At 57.6% G+C, this 20,301-nt stretch carries 22 protein-coding genes; 17 read left to right on the top strand and 5 right to left on the bottom strand.

Translation table 11 applies throughout. The features are described 5' to 3' along the window. Positions 1-3 precede the first annotated feature (3 nt). Entirely contained in the window at positions 4-846 is an 843-nt protein-coding gene (rhaD, locus tag IBT47_RS01990; protein WP_200558926.1) for a rhamnulose-1-phosphate aldolase, read from the top strand. After that, the gene (gene rhaM / locus IBT47_RS01985) at positions 836-1,150 is read left to right on the top strand and encodes an L-rhamnose mutarotase (protein WP_105593730.1); all 315 of its coding nucleotides are present in this window, start codon (positions 836-838) and stop codon (positions 1,148-1,150) included. The genes rhaD and rhaM overlap by 11 nt, the downstream gene beginning before the upstream one ends. 144 nt (positions 1,151-1,294) lie before the next feature. On the opposite strand, the gene IBT47_RS01980 is transcribed toward rhaM, so the two are convergent. Further along, a complete protein-coding gene (locus IBT47_RS01980) occupies positions 1,295-1,852 on the bottom strand; it encodes an NAD(P)H-dependent oxidoreductase (RefSeq protein ID WP_200558925.1) in 558 nt (185 codons plus the stop codon). Positions 1,853-1,979: 127 nt separating this feature from the next. Between IBT47_RS01980 and IBT47_RS01975 the strand changes: the two genes are divergently transcribed. Further along, complete coding sequence (locus IBT47_RS01975; RefSeq protein WP_200558924.1) at positions 1,980-2,882, top strand: LysR family transcriptional regulator; 903 nt, start codon at positions 1,980-1,982, stop codon at positions 2,880-2,882. Positions 2,883-2,963: 81 nt separating this feature from the next. Here IBT47_RS01975 and IBT47_RS01970 read toward each other — a convergent pair whose 3' ends face one another. Next, the gene (locus tag IBT47_RS01970) at positions 2,964-4,148 is read right to left on the bottom strand and encodes a sugar transporter (protein WP_105593733.1); all 1,185 of its coding nucleotides are present in this window, start codon (positions 4,146-4,148) and stop codon (positions 2,964-2,966) included. Positions 4,149-4,420: 272 nt separating this feature from the next. Between IBT47_RS01970 and glsB the strand changes: the two genes are divergently transcribed. Together glsB and IBT47_RS01960 are read left to right on the top strand one after the other, a co-directional pair. Continuing rightward, positions 4,421-5,347, top strand: a complete 927-nt coding sequence (gene glsB / locus IBT47_RS01965; RefSeq protein ID WP_200558988.1) for a glutaminase B — start codon at positions 4,421-4,423, stop codon at positions 5,345-5,347. A 162-nt stretch (positions 5,348-5,509) separates the two neighbouring features. After that, positions 5,510-5,686, top strand: coding sequence for a hypothetical protein (locus tag IBT47_RS01960; RefSeq protein WP_200558923.1), 177 nt, complete (start codon positions 5,510-5,512; stop codon positions 5,684-5,686). Positions 5,687-5,898: 212 nt separating this feature from the next. On the opposite strand, the gene IBT47_RS01955 is transcribed toward IBT47_RS01960, so the two are convergent. Beyond that, entirely contained in the window at positions 5,899-7,380 is a 1,482-nt protein-coding gene (locus IBT47_RS01955) for an MFS transporter (RefSeq protein WP_200558922.1), read from the bottom strand. Positions 7,381-7,495: 115 nt separating this feature from the next. Here IBT47_RS01955 and IBT47_RS01950 point away from each other — a divergent pair, with 115 nt between their 5' ends. The 4 genes from IBT47_RS01950 (at position 7,496) to IBT47_RS01935 (ending at position 10,689) form a co-directional block, all read left to right on the top strand. Beyond that, positions 7,496-8,350, top strand: coding sequence for a helix-turn-helix transcriptional regulator (locus tag IBT47_RS01950; protein ID WP_200558921.1), 855 nt, complete (start codon positions 7,496-7,498; stop codon positions 8,348-8,350). Positions 8,351-8,533: 183 nt separating this feature from the next. Further along, entirely contained in the window at positions 8,534-9,406 is an 873-nt protein-coding gene (locus tag IBT47_RS01945) for an NAD(P)-dependent oxidoreductase (protein WP_200558920.1), read from the top strand. A 211-nt stretch (positions 9,407-9,617) separates the two neighbouring features. Next, positions 9,618-10,073 carry an Rrf2 family transcriptional regulator gene (locus IBT47_RS01940; protein WP_105593738.1) on the top strand — a complete coding sequence of 152 codons (456 nt, stop codon included), beginning with the start codon at positions 9,618-9,620 and terminating at the stop codon, positions 10,071-10,073. Between the two features lie 274 nt (positions 10,074-10,347). After that, positions 10,348-10,689: a helix-turn-helix domain-containing protein gene (locus IBT47_RS01935; protein WP_105593739.1), complete on the top strand. Its 342-nt coding sequence runs from the start codon at positions 10,348-10,350 to the stop codon at positions 10,687-10,689. Between the two features lie 59 nt (positions 10,690-10,748). Here the strand turns inward: IBT47_RS01935 and IBT47_RS01930 are convergent, their stop codons facing one another. Then, on the bottom strand, positions 10,749-11,762 hold the full coding sequence (locus IBT47_RS01930) for an ABC transporter permease (protein WP_200558919.1): 1,014 nt from the start codon (positions 11,760-11,762) through the stop codon (positions 10,749-10,751). Between the two features lie 9 nt (positions 11,763-11,771). After that, entirely contained in the window at positions 11,772-12,815 is a 1,044-nt protein-coding gene (locus IBT47_RS01925) for an ABC transporter substrate-binding protein (RefSeq protein ID WP_200558918.1), read from the bottom strand. Positions 12,816-13,008: 193 nt separating this feature from the next. Between IBT47_RS01925 and IBT47_RS01920 the strand changes: the two genes are divergently transcribed. The 8 genes from IBT47_RS01920 (at position 13,009) to IBT47_RS01885 (ending at position 20,260) form a co-directional block, all read left to right on the top strand. Next, on the top strand, positions 13,009-13,824 hold the full coding sequence (locus IBT47_RS01920) for an ABC transporter ATP-binding protein (RefSeq protein WP_200558917.1): 816 nt from the start codon (positions 13,009-13,011) through the stop codon (positions 13,822-13,824). Then, positions 13,814-14,863, top strand: coding sequence for a PLP-dependent cysteine synthase family protein (locus IBT47_RS01915; protein WP_200558916.1), 1,050 nt, complete (start codon positions 13,814-13,816; stop codon positions 14,861-14,863). The genes IBT47_RS01920 and IBT47_RS01915 overlap by 11 nt, the downstream gene beginning before the upstream one ends. 19 nt (positions 14,864-14,882) lie before the next feature. Continuing rightward, positions 14,883-15,914 carry an isopenicillin N synthase family oxygenase gene (locus IBT47_RS01910; RefSeq protein WP_200558915.1) on the top strand — a complete coding sequence of 344 codons (1,032 nt, stop codon included), beginning with the start codon at positions 14,883-14,885 and terminating at the stop codon, positions 15,912-15,914. Between the two features lie 68 nt (positions 15,915-15,982). After that, positions 15,983-16,738 carry a MetQ/NlpA family ABC transporter substrate-binding protein gene (locus IBT47_RS01905; protein WP_370569501.1) on the top strand — a complete coding sequence of 252 codons (756 nt, stop codon included), beginning with the start codon at positions 15,983-15,985 and terminating at the stop codon, positions 16,736-16,738. 1 nt (position 16,739) lies between these two features. Next, positions 16,740-17,531 (top strand): methionine ABC transporter ATP-binding protein, encoded by a 792-nt coding sequence (locus tag IBT47_RS01900; protein ID WP_200546890.1) that lies wholly within the window; start codon positions 16,740-16,742, stop codon positions 17,529-17,531. Next, on the top strand, positions 17,516-18,187 hold the full coding sequence (locus tag IBT47_RS01895; RefSeq protein WP_244913756.1) for a methionine ABC transporter permease: 672 nt from the start codon (positions 17,516-17,518) through the stop codon (positions 18,185-18,187). Before IBT47_RS01900 ends, IBT47_RS01895 begins: the two co-directional genes overlap by 16 nt. Positions 18,188-18,262: 75 nt before the next feature. After that, positions 18,263-19,282 carry an AI-2E family transporter gene (locus IBT47_RS01890; RefSeq protein WP_105593746.1) on the top strand — a complete coding sequence of 340 codons (1,020 nt, stop codon included), beginning with the start codon at positions 18,263-18,265 and terminating at the stop codon, positions 19,280-19,282. An 18-nt stretch (positions 19,283-19,300) separates the two neighbouring features. Next, positions 19,301-20,260, top strand: a complete 960-nt coding sequence (locus IBT47_RS01885; RefSeq protein ID WP_200558914.1) for an AEC family transporter — start codon at positions 19,301-19,303, stop codon at positions 20,258-20,260. Positions 20,261-20,301 lie beyond the last annotated feature (41 nt).

Raw genomic sequence — 20,301 nt, 5'->3', positions numbered from 1 at the left:
AACATGCATCAGATACTCAACTCCTGGTTTGTCCAGGGCATGGTCAAAGCAACCAGTGATATGTGGCTGAAGGGCTGGGACGAACGCAACGGCGGCAACGTTTCGCTGCGCCTGCTGGACGAAGAAGTGCAGCCGTTCGCCGCTGATTTCTATGCCGAACCGCGCACGCTGGAACTCAGCCAGCCCGCGCCGGAGCTGGCAAACTGCTGGTTCCTGGTGACCGGTTCAGGCAAGTTTTTCCGTAACGTACAGCTCGATCCGGCCGATAACCTGGTGCTGCTGCGCGTCAGCGCCGACGGCCGGGCCTATACCATTCACTGGGGACTGAGCAACGGCGGTGTGCCGACCTCTGAGCTGGCCTCGCACTTCCAGTCGCACAGCGTGCGTAAGAAAGTTTCCAACGGCGCGGATCGGGTGATTATGCACTGCCACGCCACCAACTTTATGGCGCTGAGCTACGTGGCTGAACTTAACGCCGCCAGCTTTACCCGCCTGCTGTGGGAAGGCAGCACCGAGTGCCTGGTGGTGTTCCCGGACGGTGTGGGTATTGTGCCGTGGATGGTGCCGGGCACTGACGGTATCGGCACCAAAACCGCCGAACAGATGGCTTCTCATACGCTGGTGATGTGGCCGTTCCACGGTATTTTCGGCACCGGGCCGACGCTGGATGAAACCTTTGGTCTGATCGATACCGCCGAGAAATCGTCGGAGGTAGTGGTGAAAGTGCTGTCGATGGGCGGAATGAGGCAGAGCATTACCACCGAGGAGCTGATCGCCCTGGGTGAGCGTTTCGGGGTTAAACCGTGGGCGGCGGCGCTGGAAGCGAAGCACTCTCATGTTGCGTAAGGCGTTTGTGATGCAGGTGCATCCTGACAAGCATCAGGCGTACCAGCAGCGGCACAGCCCAATCTGGCCCGAGCTGGCGCAAACGCTGAAGGATCACGGGGCGCACAACTACAGCATTTTCCTTGATGCCTCACGCAATCTGCTGTTTGCGTATGTGGAGATCGAATCCGAGGAGCGCTGGAGCGCGGTGGCTGCCACGGAGGTGTGCCAGCGCTGGTGGCGGTCGATGAGCGAGCTGATGCCGTCCAATGCGGATCACAGCCCGGTCAGCAGCGAGCTGCCGTCGGTGTTTTATTTACCCTAAGTCACTTTTCTTAACGTGATTACCAGCAAAAGCCCCTGACTCAGGGGCTTTCTCGTTCTTATCGCTAACTTATCGCTGACGTGGGATGTTGATTTCGCTGTGAATTCTCAGCGGGGTTAACGTCTTATGCACTGGCCGCGGCTTTTAGCTCAGTGCTTTAATAGCTGCCACCAGCCGCGCGGCATGTTCCCGCGCCGCCTCTTTTTGCTGACTAATCTGACTTTCCTCAATTCGCGCCGTGTAGCTGACTCCGCTGGTGTGAATCGGCGGCAGCAGCTCCAGATTGCACAGCCCGGCGGTTGTTCTGAAGGGCAGAAGGTAGTCGTCCAGATCGTGCCCAAACCATCCTTCTGTACTGAAGGCTTCCTGCGGCGCACCCGTTGTAAACGACAGCAGCAGCTTTTTGCCGTTAAGTTTGCTGGTTGAACCGTGCGAGAAGCCGTACAGGAACACTTCATCAATCCACAGCTTCATCAGCCCGGGAAGGGCATACCATGAAAACGGGAACTGCCAGACAATCACATCCGCACAACGTAAAGCCTGCTGTTCCGCCTCGATATCAAAACGATAATCGGGATACAGCGAATCGAGATAGCGGATTTCTGCTTCAGGCAGCGCGGCAGCGACCGCGGTAAGAATGGTTGCGTTTGCGATAGATTCTTTCAGGTTCGGATGCCCTGAGATGATTAGCGCCCTGGTCATAGTGCCTCTGTTTTCAGTGAGTAACGGATTATGCCTTCGCCCTGTCTTGGCAGTCGGTAATGTAGGACAATCGTCGAATGCGGAGTAGACTGCTTTTATCACCTGAACTGTTAACTCAAAGTTAATAATGGACACCACAACCTACGGCCAGCTGGCGGTATTTCACACTATTGCACGTGAACTGAGCATTTCTGCAGCGGCGCGCAAGCTCGGCGTCACCGTGCCTTCGGTCAGCAAATCCCTGCGCCTGCTGGAGCAGAAAACCGGCGTGCCGCTGTTTGCCCGCACCACACGAAAAATCAGCCTGACCGAGACCGGTATGGCGCTGTTAAAGCGAACGGAAGGTGCGATGGCCGAGCTGGATACGGCGCTGGAAGAGGTGCTGAATAGTAGCGGCGCGCCCTCCGGCCCGGTGCGCATTACGCTGCCGCGCTTTGCCTGGCAGCTGATTCTCCGCCCGCTGCTGGCCGATTTTTATCGCACTTACCCAAATATCCAGCTGGAGGTTTCGGTCAATGACGGCAGCGTCAACCTGGTCGAGGAGGGATTCGACCTGGGCATTCGGTTTGGCAATGCGGTGAGCGAAGGGATGGTGGCCCGAGAAATTTTCCCGCCGTTCAGAATGGGGCTTTATGCTTCAGATGAGTATCTGGCGCACCACGGCACGCCGACCACTCCGGAGGAGCTGGCGACACACCGGCTGATCACCTATCGCTTCGGTACTTCGAAGCGCCTTTCAAAGCTTATCCTGCAAAGTCACGGTGTGACGATATCGCCCGATATGGATAATGCGATGATCTGCAATGATATTGATACCGTTCGCGATGCGATATCTGATGGCGTTGGCATCGGCAGACTGTTTGAACCGTTGCGGGATAATATGTCTGGCTACGAGCATTTGCAGCCGGTGATGAATAACTACTGGCCGACCTTTCCGGCGGTCTGTCTTTACTACCTGCCAAGAAGCCAGCGGGCGAAGCGAGTTCAGGCGACGGTTGATTTTATTGTCGATCGCCTGAATCGCCGTTGACCGCTTATCAACAAAAAGCCCCTGACCGTTTTCATGCCGGTCAGGGGCTTTGTCGTTTTGATCGTTAACGCGGGTAGTAATTTAGCCGTTGATTCTCAGCTGCGGGTAACGCTTCATGCTCCACGCGCACCAGCACAGCGACAGCACGCCGATAGCACCGCCGACGTAGCCGACACTGGCCATATTCAGATGCACGCTGACCTGGCTGCCCAGCAGTGCGCCGCCGCCGATACCAATATTGTAGATCCCCGACAGCAGGGACATCGCCACGTCGGTGGCGTCCGGTGCCAGTGCCAGTACGCGAACCTGAACCGCCAGGCCAATGATCATCATCGCCATGCCCCAGACGATGCACAGGGTGGAGATGGCCAGATCGTGCGTGGCGGCAAGATACAGTGACAGCATACACACGCTAATTAACAGGATCGCACCGAGTAAAAAGCTGGCCGGATATTTATTTCCGAACATGCTAAACAGAATACTGCCAACAATGCCTGCGGCCCCGAAAATTAACAGCAGGAAGGTGGTGAACCCGCCGCTTAATCCCGCGACGCTCTGAATAAACGGCTCAATATAGCTGTAGGCGGTGTAATGCGCGGTCACCGTAACGGCAATCAGCAAATAGAGTGACACCAGCGCCGGGCGACGGAACAGCATCGGCACGCTTTTTAACGAACCGGTATGCTCACTCGGCAGTTTAGGCAGCAGCTTAAACAGCAGCGCCATGGTTACCAGCGCCGCCACGCCAATCACCGCGAAGGTCATACGCCAGCCCAGCAATTGGCCGATCATGCGGCCGAGCGGCAGGCCAAGCACCATCGCCAGCGCCGTACCGGTGGCAAGCATACTCAGCGCCTGGGTTTTTTTACCCGACGGGGCAACGCGGATGGCCAGCGATGCGGTAATCGACCAGAAAATGGCGTGCGAAAAGGCAATCCCAATGCGGGAAGCCACCAGGGTGGTGAAATCCCACGCCACGGAAGAGAGCGCATGGCTGGCAACAAACAGGGTGAAAATCACCATCAGCAGAAAACGGCGCTCAACGTTGCGCGTTAACAGCATCATCGGCAGCGACATCAGTGCCACGACCCAGGCGTAGATGGTCAGCATCAGGCCAACCTGTGCCGTCTGCATTGAGAAACTTTCGCCAATATCAGACAGCAGGCCGACCGGAACAAATTCGGTGGTGTTAAAAATAAACGCAGCAATAGCCAGCATAACTACGCGTAGCCATGCGGTCTTACGAGAAACAGTGTTTGGATGCATTATTGAAGTTAACGATGTGTTGATGAAGTGTTAATCCAAATTATGGATCATAAATTTAGTAGGGATATTGTCTTTTATTTATGTGACAGATGAAACAGAAAATTCAATAAATTTGTAAATCAGAATTTATATATAACTTAAGCGAATCAATTAATCCTTTACTATTACCGTCCGTCATCGCAGTTCCGCCTGAGCGGGTTTGACCTTTGGTCTGCCAGGCCGCAGAATCGCGAAGAAAATCAGGCCGTAAAGGCAGCCGTCGAGGAAGAGATATCGTGAGCGTTCTGAATAATGTCCTGCTGGAGGAGATCCTGCAACAGGTGAGGCCGCTAATTGGTCAGGGTAAAGTGGCCAGCTATATTCCTGCGCTGGCCGACGTGCCCGCCGATCGGCTGGGAATTGCGGTTTGTATGCTGGACGGCACGCTTTATCAGGCGGGCGATGCGGATGAGCGTTTTTCGATTCAGTCGATCTCCAAAGTGCTTTCTCTGACTCTGGCCCTCACGCGTTATCAGGACAGTGAAATCTGGCAGCGGGTGGGGAAAGAACCGTCCGGTCAGCCGTTTAATTCGCTGTTACAGCTGGAACTGGAGCAGGGCAAACCGCGTAACCCGTTTATTAACGCCGGGGCGCTGGTGGTGTGCGATATGCTGGAGACTCGTCTGACCGCGCCTCGCCAGCGCATGCTGGAACTGGTACGGGTTCTGACGCAGCAGCCGGATATCCATTACGACCGCCACGTTGCCCGTTCTGAGTTCGATCATTCTGCACGAAACGCGGCAATTGCCTGGCTGATGAAGTCGTTTGGTAATTTCTCCAATGACGTTCAGACGGTGTTACAGACCTATTTTCACTACTGCGCGATGACCATGAGCTGCGGCGAACTGGCGCGCTGCTTTTTATATCTTGCCAATCAGGGGCGAGGCCTGGGGCAGGGCGAACCGCTGCTGACGCCAAAACAGGCCCGGCAGATCAACGCGCTGATGGTCACCAGTGGGATGTACGACGGTGCCGGCGAGTTTGCGTGGCGGGTCGGCATGCCGGGCAAATCCGGCGTGGGCGGCGGGATTATCGCGATTGTTCCGGGTGAAATGAGTATCGCGGTCTGGTCGCCGGAGCTGGATACTTCCGGTAATTCGCTGGCGGGCACCGCCGCGCTGGAACTGCTGGCCGACCGCATCGGTCGTTCAATTTTCTGACTTTAACAGCGGGCTTATGCAGATTTTTTTATACTCTTGAGCCAGTTGGCTCTGGTTCTCAATTGTTGATCCAGCTCAAAGCCTTTTACAGCACAATTTGCTAATATTTCGCGCAGTGAATTAACACTTATGGCGCGAGGACTGTGCAAAGTGAACAATGAGATGAGCATTCCAGCACGTCAGCTGACTCTTAACCATCAGCTGTGCCAGTTTGGCAACCTGGTGAAACTGGCGATGATCCGTACCACGCCGCAGAGTATTGAAGTCTGGACGATGAGCGGCAGCCGACTGCGCTTCCATCCTGCGCAGCAGGTTGAGGCGAGGTGGGTTGTCCAGTAAGCAGGCGATAAAAATGCCTGCCTGAAAGCCTGAAAGCCTGAAAGCCTGAAAGCCTGAAAGCCTGAAAGCCTGAAAGCTTTTCGAAGCGTCAGCCTTATGCTTCTCCGTGAGATATCTGGCGTTAAGCCAGGCGGATCGCTCAGTGTAATCCGCCTGGTCATTTGTCATTTACCCGGCCTGTAAACCACCGGTTGTCCTTAAACTCCCCGATATCACTCCGCTTTATCCCTGGCAGCGCAAACGGCAGGCTTTAACGACGGTGCGCTTCCCTGAACGTTAGCATTTCCCTGAGTTGTGCCGCGTCGCAAAATAACCGCACTGATAACCAGTATCAGCATGATTGCCCACTCGGTGCCCAGTGAGGACAGTACGGCGTGCTGGTAATTTCCTGTTGAGAGTAGCCCGTGGCTGTATACCGCACCCAGCACCATCGGGCCAAGGCCGAAAGCCGCCTGTTGTACCGTTGACAGCATTGCGCTTCCCGCTCCGGCATGGCTTTTTGGCACTTCCGCCAGCCCGATGCGGAAGAAACAGCTGACGATAAACGCCTGACCGAAACCAATCAGCGCGGTTGCCGGAATTAACTGCGCAATACCCACGTGCGGCCAGCCGTGATTAAACGTCCACGCCAGACCGAGCAGCCCGGTCATCTGGATCGCACAGCCGGTAATCAATGTGGGAACCTTACCCAGCCGTTCAACCACCCGTGCGGAAAGCAGGGAGCTGATAAAGTAGGCGACGCCGAGCGCGATAAAGGCGTTTCCTGACTGGAAGGCGCTCAGCCCAAGGCCGGACTGTAGGGTCAGCGCCACCACGAACATAAACCCGCTCCAGCAGCAGAAAAACAGTACCGCGATGATCAGGCCAAAACGCACGCCGTGCAGGCGCATCAGTGCCGGGGGCAGCAATGGCGCACCGCCGCGTTTTTCGAGTGCCTGCTCAACGCGCCACAGTCGGCTTAGCAGCAGGGGGAAGGCCACTAGCAGCACAATGCACGGCCAGCTCCAGTGCAGCAGCGGCCCCAGCGCCAGCGCGGTCAGCAGACAGCCAATCGCACCGACCAGATACAGCGTGCCGGGCCAGTCAATGGCAACGCGGCGGTCGTTCTGTGTCTCGGGAATACTGCGCGGAGCCAGCAGCAGGATCGCCAGGCACGGCGGGATGTTGATCAGAAAAACGCTGCGCCAGCCGTAGCCGCCGGGATCGGCATTTATCAGGAATCCACCGAGTACCTGGCCGATAATAAATGCCATTCCGCCAATGCCGCCGTACAGCCCCAGCGCCCGGGAGTGCTCGCGGCCGTGCAGGGTGACGTGCAGCGTTGCAAGAATTTGCGGCACGATCAGCGCTGCGCCAATACCCTGCAACGCGCGCGCCAGCAGCAGCGCCCAGACGTTGGGAGCAATACCGCAGATCAGTGAGGCAATGCCGAACAGCAATACACCGGTACTGAACACCCGGCGGCGACCGAAGTTATCGCCCAGGCGGCCGCCCATCGCCAGACTGACGGCAAAGGCAATACCGTAAACGGCAACGATCAGCTCAAGCTGGATAGGGCTGGCATGCAGAGTGGCGGACATGGCGTCCAGCGCCACGTTTACGATGGAAAAATCAATCATTGGCAACAGCTGACCCGCCAGCAGCACAATCAGCCCGCCTTGCCCCAGTGTGGTGGAATCAATCCCGCTTTTCATCTTGCATAACCCTTGTGTTAATCAGTGACCGGGCATAGCATCAGGGAAAATTTAAACGGGTACCAGATCCTGCTTATCATAGTACTGGCGCTACCCGTCAACGAGGAGAAAACCCGTGAGTGAGATCCAGCTGCCCGCCAGCACGGCGCAAAAAAACCGTCAGCTGCTGGCCACCTTCCTGCGCAGCCGTCGTGAAAACCTGGACCCGATTCGCCTCGGCATGCCGCATCATCGCCCGCGCCGAACCCCTGGCCTGCGTAGGGAAGAGGTGGCACAGCTGGCCGATGTCGGCGTAACCTGGTACACCTGGCTGGAACAGGGGCGCGAAATTAACGTCTCGGCCAAAACCCTGTCGGCGATTGCTACTGCGTTACAGTGTAACGAAGCGGAAACTCAGCATCTGTTCCAGCTGGCCGGGCACGCATCGCCCGCCTCGGTAGCGGCGAAAACCTGCGCCACCGTTTCCGCCCACGGGCAGATCCTGCTGGACAGCCTGAATCCGCTGCCGGCAATTATTCAGTCGCTGCACTTCGATATCATCGGCTACAACCCGGCATGGTGTCGGCTGATGAACGTTGAACTGGAAACCATTCCACAGGCCGATCGCAACTGCATTCTGCTGGCGTTTACCCACCCGCAGTGGCGCGCGGCGATTGCCGATCAGGATGTTCTGATGCCGCATATGGTGGCGCTGTTTCGCACTCAGATGGCGGATCACCTCGACGATCCCCGCTGGCAGGCGCTGCTGGAGCGGCTGATGGCGGAGTCCGAAGAGTTTCGCGACCTGTGGCCGCGCTATGAAATCCGTGCCATAGATAATCAGGTGAAGCGTTTTTATCATCCCAGGACCGGCATGATGACGCTCAGGCAGAATAACTGGTGGTCGGCACCGCGCAATGGCGATCGCCTGCTGGTGTACATTCCTAACGATGAAGAGAGTGCCGCTGCGCTGCGTAGTATTACTGACTGAGCTGCTCGGTTGAGTAGAAAATGACGGATAACGACGGAGACACTCTGGTTAGCAGAAAAATACCTGAAGACTGAGTCGCCATATTACGCAGAAAAGTCCCCATTCCCTGTTATTTTGCGTTACCCTGGACGGGTCAGGCGACATGCTTATGTCGCCGTTTTCATTTAACAGGGAGTCACACTGATGAATCAACGTCCAACGGTTGCCGTGCTGGGTCTTGGCGCAATGGGGCACGCCTTTGCCGCCAATCTGCTGAAAAATGATTTTACCGTTTTTGGCTGGAACAGAACCCGGGCGCGCGGTGAGGATCTGCTGGCGGCGGGGTTACAGCTGACCGATAGTGCGGAGCAGGCGGTGGCATCCGCCGATGTGGTGATTGCCATGCTGTCTGACGGCGACACCACCCAGGCGGTGCTTAATGATGTCTTACCGCAGCTGAAACAGGGCGCGGTGGTCTGCCAGATGGGCACCATTGGCATTGCGGCAACAGAGCAGTTAATTGCGACATTTAATCAGCGTCGCCCGGATGCGGTATTTATTGACGCTCCGGTTTCCGGCACCAAGGCACCCGCGGAGAATGCGCAGATCCTGATCCTCGCCAGCGGCGATCGTCAGCGTGCGGCGGCCATCGAGCCGGTATTTGCCGCGATCTCCAAAGGGGCGAAATGGCTGGGCGAAGCCGGTGCCGGTTCAAAAATGAAGCTGGTCGCCAATGCGTGGCTGGTTTCCATGGTGGAAGGACTGGCGGAAAGTACCCGCCTGGCCGAACAGCTGGGCTTCTCGCCGGATGATTTCTGGCAGGTGCTGGACGGCGGTCCGCTGGCTGCCCCGTATGTGAAAGGCAAGCTGGCGATGATTGCCGGGGGCGAGTATCCACCGCAGATGCATCTGATCTGGGCGCTGAAGGATGCACGACTGGCGCTGGAGGCCGCAGGCGATACCGCGATGCCGGGCCTGGAAACTATCGCCGCTCTGTGGCAGAAGGCGGTCGATGCCGGATACGGTGAGAAAGACCTCTCGGTAATTTATCGCTATTTACAGGAAAATAAGGCCTGATCTAACGGGGTGCTGTTCGGCACCCCGACAATATTTCCCGTCAAATCATTATGATAGAACCAATAGCCCATAGTGCTTAGTGAGCGGCTTCAAAAGTGTAACCAGGTTTGTTATATTATTAGCCTGATGTATTTTATAGTTAACTGATTTTTAATGCTTTTTATTCCAGTGTTTCATCCGCAGATGGACGGCAAAAAGCCAGGATCACATCATGCTTGATAATCGTTTTCCTACCGCCCTGCAAATGGTGCTCTGCATTGCCAAGGCGGATAGCGAGGATAAGCGCTGCACCAGCAAGATTCTCGCCGATGGCCTCGACGCCAACCCGAGTTTCGTACGTAAACTGATGGTGCCGCTGACTCGCGACGGTATTATTGTTTCCACGCTGGGCCGTTGTGGCACCATTCGTCTTGGTCGCCCGGCAGAGCAGATTACCCTGTGTGAAATCTACACCTCGGTGACCAATGATAAGCCGCTGATGGCCAGCCGACCGGAAGTCCCGGCGCGCTGCGTGGTCAGTGCTAACGCCTGCCGCTTTTTTAAAGAGCTGGCGAAAGAGGCCGAGCAGGCGTCCCTTGATGTGCTGGCCCGGCGTACCGTTGCCGATGCGCTGCGTGAAATTATGCAGCGAGACTGGACCGACACCGAAGCGCGCTGCGCCTCCTGATTTTTTCCTCTTAAAAATTCCCTCCCGCAGGCCGGTATCGCTGCGGGTTAATGACGTTTTCTGATTTAAGTTTTGCCCGTCTGTAGTCGCTAATAATGGATGAATTACGATTTAAACAGCATTTAATGCAACAATAAAACTTGCATTAAAATCGGCGTTGTCTTACCGTTGTTAAGTGCACTCATCATAGTTGCCTTTTACTCTCAGCGAGAATCAGGTCGGGGCACATCAGGTTGATAACAACACCAAATTTAACAACATCAGGGGAAGACCGATGAGCCATGATGATTTTATTAACGATCTTGTAAAATGGATCGATACCCATATTGAAGGGAAGATGGATTTAGATACCGTTGCCGATCGCGCGGGCTATTCGAAGTGGCACTTACAGCGGATGTTTAAGCAGCATACCGGCTATGCGCTGGGTGAGTATATTCGTGAACGTCGCCTGAAAAAATCCGCTGAACGCCTCGCCAGGGGCGGTGAGCCGATTCTGGATGTCGCTATCAGTTTTGGTTTTGATTCGCAGCAGTCGTTTAATCGCAGTTTCAAACGTCAGTTTGGTCAGTCACCGGGCGCATGGCGCCGCCAGGTTCAGATCGCTGCTCACGCCTGATAGTGTTATTGCTGGCAGGCGGAGCGGAATTCCGCTCCACCGCCGGCAGTGTTAATGTCCTACCACTTCACCGTTCCGCGCTGCCAAGCCAGTGAACGATCGCGAATGGCAAACAGCAGGCTAATCAGCGACGAGAACAGCAGGGCCATCACAATCAGCGCCCCGTACATATTGGCATAGGCCGCCCAGCCCTGAGCCCACTGTAAATACCAGCCCAGTCCCGACTTCACCCCCATCATTTCGGCCGCCACCAGCACCGAGAATGATGCGCCCAGCCCCATAAACAGCCCGACAAACACCTGTGGCAGCGATGCCGGCACCGCCACGCGCAGCACCAGAAACAGTGTGTTGGCTCCCAGCGTGCGCGCCACATCGTAGTAGCGCTGGTCAACGCTGGCGACGCCCGACCAGGTCAGTACCGTCACCGGGAACCAGGTGGCCAGCGCGATCAGGAATACGGCAGCGGAGAAGCTGGACGGGAAAAAGTACAGCGACAGCGGCAGCAGCGCGGTCGATGGCACCGGGCCGAGGAAGCGCAGCAGCGGATGCACCCAGTAGCCCAGGCCTCGCGACCATCCGATCGCCACTCCGGTAATAAAGCCGGTGACGCTGCCGAAAACAAACCCCAGCGCCAGCAGACGCAGCGAATTCAGCACGCTGTCACCCAGGCGGAACCAGTCCGTGGCCCAGGCTTCAACCAGTGCACGCGGCGGCGCGAAGAACGGGGCAGGCAGCAGGGCCAGCTTGGCGGTTGCCGCCTCCCAGATGCCGATCAGGATCGCCAGCGCCACCAGCCAGCGCCCGCCGCGCTGCAGGGGAGCCAGAAGCTTAGAGATCGCCAGCAGGCGACCGAACAGCACGATCAACGTCAGTGCGGCAGCAAGGATGAAAAACACCCGGTGCGTTTCAGCAACAAAACGCGGTGGGGCGAACCCCACCGGCTTATCCGGCCAGTAAATCATCAGTGCCACCAGACCCCACCAGGCAAAAACCGCCAGGATCAGCGCCGGGTTAAGCCGGACCGATGCGGAGCGGCTGGCTGTCCGCGGTGGCGTCAGGGTTTCACTGGACATACTTCCTCCTTATGCTGAATGCTGGTGCGCCGGAGCAGCAGGCAGCACGTCAGGCACATAGTGAGCTGCGAAGCGCTGTGCGTCGGTATCTTCGCGGATCACCTTGATGGTTTTCAGCTCGTTCAGATAGGTCACCACTTCCTTGCGCAGCTGTTCGCCGGTGGAGTGATGGTTGTGGGTGTGTTCGCGCAGCATGGCAGCGATATCATCCGGCGAAACGTTGCCCGGCACGAACGGCGCGAAGATCTTCGCGGTTTCTGCCGGGTGATCCGCCGTCCACTGCTGCGCGTCGATAATCGCCTGGGTAATGGCTCGCGCCACCTCCGGCTGTTCACGTACCAGCGAACCGCGCAGCCCCAGCACGCAGCAGGCGAGGTTGTGATATTCACCGTTCAGGTTGTTATCCACTTCAATCAGGCCGTCATGCTTTTTAATCAGCCAGCCCTGAGGATCGTCCGCCGCCAGCGCCTGCACTTCGCCCTTGCGCAGCGCCTCGCCGAACAGGTCGGCCGGGTACTGCACCCAGTTCACCTGGGTGTCGGGATCGATGCCGAGTTTTGCCAGCTGAATGGCAAAGAAGTTACGCAGCGGGCTGGCCTGATCGGTCACCGCCACGTTTTTCCCTACCAGATCGCGCACGCTTTTAATGCCGCTGTCTTTGCTGGTTAGCAGGCGCATACAGCCGCCGTGCGTCCCGACGGTCAGATCGACATCAAAGCCCTGTTCCAGCGGTTTCAGCCAGCGCAGCGCCATACCAATACCGCCATCCGCCTGACCGGTGGCAATCGCCTGCAGCAGGGCATCCGTCGGTCCGCTAAAGTTCACCGGCTCAACGTTCAGACCGTACTTTTTAAAGAACCCCTGCTTCAGTGCGACTGAAATCGGCGACTGACACACCGCCGTCTGGCCCCAGGCCAGCTTAACGGTGGTTAACTTGCTGGTGTCATCACCCGCTGCCCACACCGGTAACGCCGGTGCTGCCACCAGTCCTGCACCCACCACACCCAGAGTCTGAATAAAACTACGCCGTGAAATCCCACGTGAAATCGTCATGCTTGTTATCCCTGTTGACTGAATTATGTCCGCACTATGGCAATTTTTTTTACATCGCCAAAATAACAATCCCTCATTTTCAATTGCGAATTCGCGTTATCCACCGGGCTGTAAACCTTTGCCACTATTGATATTTCACGCGCGGTAAAAAAAACGGAATAGTCAGCGTATTACGGATAAATGAGGTGAACCGATGTCACTGGCAGAACAACTGGATACGGCCTTCGGGCTTGAATTAACCATCAATCAGGTCAGCCATGCTTTTCATCTCGACGGGCAGAGCCTGGCGGTTTTAGACAATGTGTCTCTGAAGGTTGATGCGGGGGAATTCGTTGCGCTGCTGGGGCCGTCCGGCTGCGGGAAATCAACCCTCCTGCGGCTGGTGGCTGGCCTGGATCATCCAACTCAGGGCGAGATCTTTGAAGATCGGCAGCCGCTAACCGCGCCGCATCCCAGCCGGGTGGTGGTGTTTCAGGACCCGACGCTTTATCCGTGGCGCCGGGTGTGGCGCAACGTCGCCATCGGCCTGCAAACCCAGGGCAAGCTGACGCCGGAAGGGCGCGAACGCATCGACCAGACGCTGGAAAAAGTGGGCCTCAGTCAGTTTGCTAATGCCTGGCCGCATCAGCTGTCGGGCGGTATGGCGCAGCGAGCGGCGCTGGCCCGGGCGCTGGTTAACCATCCGCGACTGCTGATTCTGGATGAGCCGCTGGGCAAGCTGGATTCGCTGACCCGCATTCGTATGCAGCACGAGCTGGTGGAGCTGTGGCGCGAACAGCGCTTTACCGCGCTGATGGTGACTCACGATGTTGAAGAAGCCCTGCTGATGGCGAACCGGGTGGTGGTCTTCAGCCCACGCCCGGCAAGAATTATTGAAACTATTCATGTCGATCTGCCGTACCCACGCCGCCGCAATGATCCGCGCCTGATCGCGCTGCGATCGAAAGCGCTGGCGCTGCTGGGTGCTGAAGCCACTGAAGTGACCGAGGATGCTGATAATGACCATTAATAATTCCATTACCGAGCTGGTGGGCAACACGCCGCTGCTGCGACTGTCGCGCTTTCGTCAGCAGTTTGAACTGCCTGCGGAGATCCTCGCCAAGCTGGAGTATTTCAACCCTAACCACAGCGTGAAAGATCGTATCGCGCTGTCGATGATTGAAGAAGCTGAACGCAGTGGCCGACTCAAACCGGGCGATACCATCGCCGACTCGACCAGCGGTAACACCGGCATCGGGCTGGCGGCAATAGCCGCAGCGAAAGGCTATCCGTTCCGCGTCTATCTGCACGACAAGCTGAGCGAAGAGCGCTTCCAGATCCTGCGCGCGCTGGGGGCAGAAGTGATCCCCTTCAGCCAGATCGAAGGCTTTACCGAGGTGCTGGAGCAGAGCGACGGCGATTTTGTTGCCGCCTCACGCTGGCTGGCGGAAAACGTGATTAATCGCCAGCCCAACGTCTTTCATACCGCCCAGTTGGAAAACCCGGCCAACCCGGCGGCGCACTATCGCACCACCGGTCCGGAAATCTGGCAGCAGACCGAAGGGCAGGTGGATATCGTTATTGCCGCGGTGGGCACCGGCGGCACGGTGACCGGCATCGGCCGCTATCTGAAGCAGCACAATCCGGCGATTCAGGTGATTGCAGTTGAGCCCGGCCCGCATTCTATTCCGACCGCAGATCGCCCTGAGCAGCGTGAATTAACCGGCGTGCATGCCTTCAGCGAGGTGCTGCCGGAGCGCGTTCCGCCAACCCTCGACCGCAGCATCGTCGATGAGGCCTTCCCAGTGGAGCACTGGCAGGCAACTGCCGCCGCCCGCGAAGTGGCGGTCAGCGACGGCATTCTGATCGGCGAATCCGCCGGTGGCGTACTGCATGCCGCTCGTGCGGTGGCGCTGCGGCCTGAAAATCACGGCAAACGCATCGTGGTGGTGCTGGCGGACAGCGGCCTGAGCTATCTCTCCACCGGCCTGTTTAACCATGACATTACCCCCGGCCAGCTGCAGGTTGCTGCGCTGGTCAGTAATCAACAAATAAAAAACGCTTCATAACCCGACGCAGAGAATTTTCATGAGCCAGATTACATCGTTACCGATCCTTGACCTGTCGCAGCTGGACGGCACCGCCGAGCAGCAACAGGCCTTCCTCGACAAGCTGGGCCGTTCCGCCCGCGACGTCGGCTTCTTTTATCTGATCAACCACGGCATTGATGCCGAGCTGTCGGCACAGGTGCAGCAGCTTTCCCGCCGCTTCTTTGCGCTGTCGGAGGCGGACAAGCAGCAGGTGGCGATGATCCACTCGCCGCATTTTCGCGGCTACAACCGCGCGGGTTCCGAACTGACGCGCAGCCAGCCGGACTGGCGCGAGCAGTTCGACGTCGGAGCGGAACGCGAGCCGCTGCCGCTGGATAGCGGCGACGCAGGCTGGAAACGCCTGCAGGGGCCGAACCTGTGGCCGGAAGCGCTGCCGGAGCTGAAACCGGTGCTGCTGGCATGGCAAAAAGCGATGACCACCATGTCGCTGCGCCTGCTGCGTGCCTTTGCCCGTGCTCTGGAACTGGCTCCCGACGCCTTCGATTCCCTGTACGGCGATAAACCAAACGAACATATCAAACTGATCCGCTATCCGGGCCAGACGGCGGAAACGTCGAGCCAGGGCGTGGGCGCGCATAAAGACTCCGGCTTCCTCAGCTTCCTGTTGCAGGATCAGCAGCGCGGTTTGCAGGTGGAAGTGGCTCCTGACCAGTGGGTAGATGCCCTGCCGCTGAACGGTGCCTTTGTGGTGAACATTGGTGAACTGCTGGAGCTGGCCAGCAACGGCTATCTGCGTGCCACGGTGCACCGCGTGGTCGCACCGCCTGAGGATCAGGATCGCCTGTCGATCGCCTTCTTCCTCGGTGCGCAGCTCGATGCGGTGGTGCCGGTGTTTAATCTGCCTGAACCGCTTGCCCGACTGGCGCTTGGCCCGGCCAGCGACCCGCTCAATCCGCTGCTGCGCGACGTGGGCTGGAACTACCTGAAAGGGCGTCTGCGTTCCCATCCCGATGTGGCGCAGCGCTGGTACAACGAATTATTACAACAACAACCTCAACACACAGCCTGATTTAAGGAACAACAATGAACAAACGTTTTGCTGCTTTATCATTCTCAGGGATTGCCTTATCCGTGGCGATGGCTTTCAGCGTTAACGCTGCCGAACCGCTGCGCGTGGCTGCCGACCCGGTGCCACACGCCGAGATCCTCAACTTTGTGAAAAAACTCGATCCGTCGCTGGATCTTAAAATTATCGAGCTGAGCAGCGGCGTGAACGCCAACGAGCTGCTGGCGCACGGTGATGTGGATGCCAACTATTTCCAGCACGTGCCGTATCTGCGTGACCAGGAAAAAGCGCTGGGCCAGAAATTCACCGTGGCCGCCACGGTGCATATCGAACCGCTGGGCATCTATTCCCGTAAGGTGAAAAGCCTGAAGGATGTGAAGGAAGGCGCAACCATCGCCGTACCGAACAACACCACCAACCTGAGCCGTGCGCTGTATCTGTTGCAGGCACAGGGGCTGATCAAACTGAAAGCGGGCTATAACGATCCGTCGAAGGATCAGGCAACGCCGAAAGATATCGCCGAAAACCCGAAAAAGCTGAAGATTCTGGAAGTGGAATCACCGCAGATCCCACGCGCGCTGGATGACGTTGACCTGGCGGTGATCAACGGCAACTACGCGCTGGAAGCGGGGCTGACGCCATCGAAAGATGCGCTGGGCCTGGAAAGCGCTACCAACAACCCATATGCCAACATTCTGGCGACCACGCCAAAACTGGCTGATGATCCGCGTATTCGCCAGCTGGCGAAGGACCTGGAGTCAAAAGAGGTGGCCGATTTTATTCAGCAGAACTATCGCGGATCGGTGATCCCGGTAGCGGGTAAATAAAATGATTCGCCTGGAGCAGGTCAGTAAAATTTACGCCGGGGGGCAACCCCCGGCACTGGATGATGTGTCACTGGTTATCCCCGATGGGGCAATCTACGGCATTCTTGGCCGCAGCGGTGCGGGAAAAAGTACGCTGATCCGCTGTCTTAATTTACTGGAAAGGCCAACGTCCGGGCGCGTGCTGATCGACGACCAGGATATCACTGCGCTGACGCCTCGCGCGCTCCGGCAGCAGCGTCAGCGCAGCGGGATGATTTTTCAGCATTTCAACCTGCTGCATTCGCGAACCGTGGCCGATAACGTCGCGGTGCCGCTGGAGATCGCCGGGGTGAAACGCCCGCAGCGCCAGCAGCGGGTGAACGAACTGCTTGAGCTGGTGGGGCTAAGTGAAAAAGCGACCGCCTGGCCGTCACAGCTTTCCGGCGGGCAGCAGCAGCGCGTGGGGATTGCCCGCGCGCTGGCGGCCCGGCCCGATTACCTGCTGTGTGATGAAGCCACCAGCGCGCTGGATTCGGAAACCACCGCCTCGGTGCTGGCGCTGCTGCAACAAATTAATCAGCAGTTTGGCCTGACGATTGTGATGATCACCCACCAGCTGGAGGTAGTGAAATCAATCTGCGATCACGCCGCGCTGCTGGAGCGGGGGCGACTACGGGAGAGCGGTGCGCTGAGCACGCTGCTGCGGCAGCAGGATTCTTTACTGCGAAACGCGCTACTGCACGATGCGGAGAGCGAACGCCGCTTCCTGCAACGACACGGTATTGAAGGAGGTCCACTGTGCGCGGTAGCCTGAGCCTTGAAGACCTGTGGCAGCTGATGCTACAGGCAACCCTGGAAACGCTGTATATGGTCGGTTTTTCCGGGCTGTTTACCCTGGTGATTGGATTGCCGCTGGGCGTGCTGCTGTTTATCAGCCGTCGCGATAGCATTCTGCCGCTGCCGCGTGTGAATGTGGTTGTAGGGGCGATAGTTAACGTTGGCCGTTCGCTGCCGTTTCTGGTGCTGCTGATTGCGCTGATCCCGACAACCCGCTTTATTGTCGGCACCACGCTCGGCAGCAGCGCGGCGATTGTGCCGATCACCATCGGCGCGGTGCCGTTTTTCGCCCGTATTGTAGAAAGCGCGCTGGATGAAGTGGCGAAAGGGCGCATCGAGGCGATGCTCTCCATGGGCGGCAACGACTGGCACGTGGTCAGCAAGGTACTGCTGCCGGAGGCGCTGCCCGCGCTGCTGGCCGGTGTGACGCTGACGGTGGTGATGCTGATTGGTTTCTCTTCGCTGGCCGGGGTGATCGGCGGCGGCGGGCTGGGCGATCTGGCGATTCGCTACGGCTATCAGCGGTTTAATCAGCCGGTGATGATTGCCACCGTGGTCGTGCTGATTGCGCTGGTGCAGGTTGTGCAAATGACCGGCGACCGACTGGTAAGAAGCTTGGCACATCGTCGTTAATTCAGCACCATAGCGTGATGGCATAGTATACTGTCTGAATTCGCATTACTTTTCTTCTTTCAGACAGGGTACGTCATGGAAATTCGTCATGCCATCAAAACGCAGTGGTGCCAGACCGTTAGCTATGGGCTGATTTTTATCGCGCTGTTTGCCATTTTCCCTCTGCGGCTGCTGCCGTGTTTCCTGGCCGGGTTCATCGTCTATGAAATCATTCTGGCGATGACCCCGTACATTGAACGTCTGGTGAAAGGACCGATTGCCCGCTGGATCAGTATCTTATTCCTCAGCATGGTGATTATCCTCGGACTGGTTACCGGCATTACCAAACTGATTAGCTTTCTGCTGCACGACTTCCAGAACCCGGCGATGTTTCACGCTACCGCCACCAAAATCCTTGAGGATGCTCAACATACCCTGTCGCCGGTGGTGACCCGTTATCTGCCTGCGGACATAGATGAACTTCAGCATAAGGTGATCACCTGGCTGCGCGAGCATCTGGTGGTGGTGCAGACCTTCGGCCGCAGCGCCGCCCACACCTTTGCCACTATGCTGATCGGCATGCTGCTTGGCGCAATTATCTCTCTGCGCAACAGCAAGCTCCGCAGCGACGACGCGCCGCTGAAAGAGGCGATGCTCGACCGCCTGCGTACCCTGGCTGACTCCTTCCATAATGTGGTGTTCGCGCAGATCAAAGTCTCGCTGGTCAATACCGTGCTGACCTGCGGTTTCCTGTTTGGCATCCTGCCGCTGTTCGGCCTGCATCTGCCGTTTGCCAAAACCGTGGTGGTGCTGACCTTTATTGCCGGGCTGTTGCCGATTATTGGCAACCTGATTTCCAATACGGTGATCGTGCTGATCGGGCTTTCCATCTCGCTTGAGGCGGCGCTGATTGCGCTGGTCTATCTGATCCTCATCCACAAGCTGGAGTACTTTATCAACGCGCGTATTTTCGGCACCCGCATCAGCGCCAAAACCTGGGAAATCCTGTTGGCGATGTTGGTGTTTGAATCTGCCTTCGGGCTGGCGGGCGTGGTGGCGGCACCGGTTTACTACGCCTATCTGAAAAGTGAACTGCGGGCAGCGCGGCTGATCTAACCTTCATCAAGGATTTTTATGTTAGCGTTCGGCAGTTCGCTGTGGCACCAGTTTCTTATCGCGATCCCTCTGTTTGTGCTGATCGGCCTCGGCTGGCTGCTGGTGCGCTGGCGGCGCTGGCCTGAAAGCATTACCGAAGCGATGAACCGGCTGGTGTTTCGCGTGGCGCTGCCGTCGATGCTGTTCCGCCTGATGTGCGATTTCAGCAGCGGCCCGCCGGTGGATGCCCGCCTGCTGCTGGCGTTCTTTGGTGGCTGCCTGCTGGTGTTTATTCTCGGCAGGGTGATTGCCAGCCGGATGTTCCACCTTGATGGCGTGTCCGGTTCGGTGTTTGCGCTGGGCGGTATCTTCTCCAATAACGTTCTGCTCGGCCTGCCGATTGCACGCGTGATGCTTGGTGACGAGGCTATTCCTGCGGTGGCGCTGGTGCTGGTGTTTAACGGCCTGCTGCTGTGGACGCTGGCAACCGTTTCGGTAGAGTGGTTCAAGCACGGCTCGCTCAGCGTAAAGGGCTTTGGTAAAACGGCAGTCAGCGTGCTGCGCAACCCGCTGATTATCGGCATCCTCAGCGGCACGCTGTTCAGCCTGACCGGGCTGCCGCTGCCGCAGATGATTGACCAGCCTGTATCCATGCTCGGCCAGATTGCCGTGCCGCTGGCGCTGGTGGCGCTGGGTATGAGCCTGGCGTGCTATCGCATTAAAGACGGCCTGGCCATTGGCGGCGTACTGAGCGCGATCAAGCTGGTAGTGCATCCGCTGGTGGTTTGGGGACTGGCATGGCTGCTGGGCCTGCCGCCGCTGGAGAGTAAAGTGGTGGTGCTGCTGGCCTCAATGGCGGTGGGCGTGAACGTGTATCTTATGTCCCAGCAGTTTAACGCTCTGACCGGACCGGCTGCGACAAGCATGCTTCTGACCACGCTATTTTCGGCAATTTCTACGCCAGTTCTGATACTTACGATGGACTGGGTTTATGCGTGATTGCTCTGGATTTCTTAGCGCGGTCATCTTTACTGTTTTGG

It is taken from the genome of Erwinia sp. S43 (genome assembly GCF_016624745.1).
In the GTDB taxonomy this organism is placed as follows: domain Bacteria; phylum Pseudomonadota; class Gammaproteobacteria; order Enterobacterales; family Enterobacteriaceae; genus Erwinia; species Erwinia coffeiphila.
This window is presented reverse-complemented; position numbering and strand designations above follow the sequence as displayed.

What these genes read in the sequence shown, in the direction of transcription:
- rhaD (WP_200558926.1), top strand. Translation starts at nt 4, where the DNA reads ATGCATCAGATACTCAACTCCTGGTTTGTCCAGGGCATGGTCAAAGCA.
- rhaM (WP_105593730.1), top strand. Translation starts at nt 836, where the DNA reads ATGTTGCGTAAGGCGTTTGTGATGCAGGTGCATCCTGACAAGCATCAG.
- IBT47_RS01980 (WP_200558925.1), bottom strand. Translation starts at nt 1,852, where the DNA reads ATGACCAGGGCGCTAATCATCTCAGGGCATCCGAACCTGAAAGAATCT.
- IBT47_RS01975 (WP_200558924.1), top strand. Translation starts at nt 1,980, where the DNA reads ATGGACACCACAACCTACGGCCAGCTGGCGGTATTTCACACTATTGCA.
- IBT47_RS01970 (WP_105593733.1), bottom strand. Translation starts at nt 4,148, where the DNA reads ATGCATCCAAACACTGTTTCTCGTAAGACCGCATGGCTACGCGTAGTT.
- IBT47_RS01960 (WP_200558923.1), top strand. Translation starts at nt 5,510, where the DNA reads ATGAGCATTCCAGCACGTCAGCTGACTCTTAACCATCAGCTGTGCCAG.
- IBT47_RS01955 (WP_200558922.1), bottom strand. Translation starts at nt 7,380, where the DNA reads ATGAAAAGCGGGATTGATTCCACCACACTGGGGCAAGGCGGGCTGATT.
- IBT47_RS01945 (WP_200558920.1), top strand. Translation starts at nt 8,534, where the DNA reads ATGAATCAACGTCCAACGGTTGCCGTGCTGGGTCTTGGCGCAATGGGG.
- IBT47_RS01940 (WP_105593738.1), top strand. Translation starts at nt 9,618, where the DNA reads ATGCTTGATAATCGTTTTCCTACCGCCCTGCAAATGGTGCTCTGCATT.
- IBT47_RS01935 (WP_105593739.1), top strand. Translation starts at nt 10,348, where the DNA reads ATGAGCCATGATGATTTTATTAACGATCTTGTAAAATGGATCGATACC.
- IBT47_RS01930 (WP_200558919.1), bottom strand. Translation starts at nt 11,762, where the DNA reads ATGTCCAGTGAAACCCTGACGCCACCGCGGACAGCCAGCCGCTCCGCA.
- IBT47_RS01925 (WP_200558918.1), bottom strand. Translation starts at nt 12,815, where the DNA reads ATGACGATTTCACGTGGGATTTCACGGCGTAGTTTTATTCAGACTCTG.
- IBT47_RS01920 (WP_200558917.1), top strand. Translation starts at nt 13,009, where the DNA reads ATGTCACTGGCAGAACAACTGGATACGGCCTTCGGGCTTGAATTAACC.
- IBT47_RS01915 (WP_200558916.1), top strand. Translation starts at nt 13,814, where the DNA reads ATGACCATTAATAATTCCATTACCGAGCTGGTGGGCAACACGCCGCTG.
- IBT47_RS01910 (WP_200558915.1), top strand. Translation starts at nt 14,883, where the DNA reads ATGAGCCAGATTACATCGTTACCGATCCTTGACCTGTCGCAGCTGGAC.
- IBT47_RS01905 (WP_370569501.1), top strand. Translation starts at nt 15,983, where the DNA reads ATGGCTTTCAGCGTTAACGCTGCCGAACCGCTGCGCGTGGCTGCCGAC.
- IBT47_RS01900 (WP_200546890.1), top strand. Translation starts at nt 16,740, where the DNA reads ATGATTCGCCTGGAGCAGGTCAGTAAAATTTACGCCGGGGGGCAACCC.
- IBT47_RS01890 (WP_105593746.1), top strand. Translation starts at nt 18,263, where the DNA reads ATGGAAATTCGTCATGCCATCAAAACGCAGTGGTGCCAGACCGTTAGC.
- IBT47_RS01885 (WP_200558914.1), top strand. Translation starts at nt 19,301, where the DNA reads ATGTTAGCGTTCGGCAGTTCGCTGTGGCACCAGTTTCTTATCGCGATC.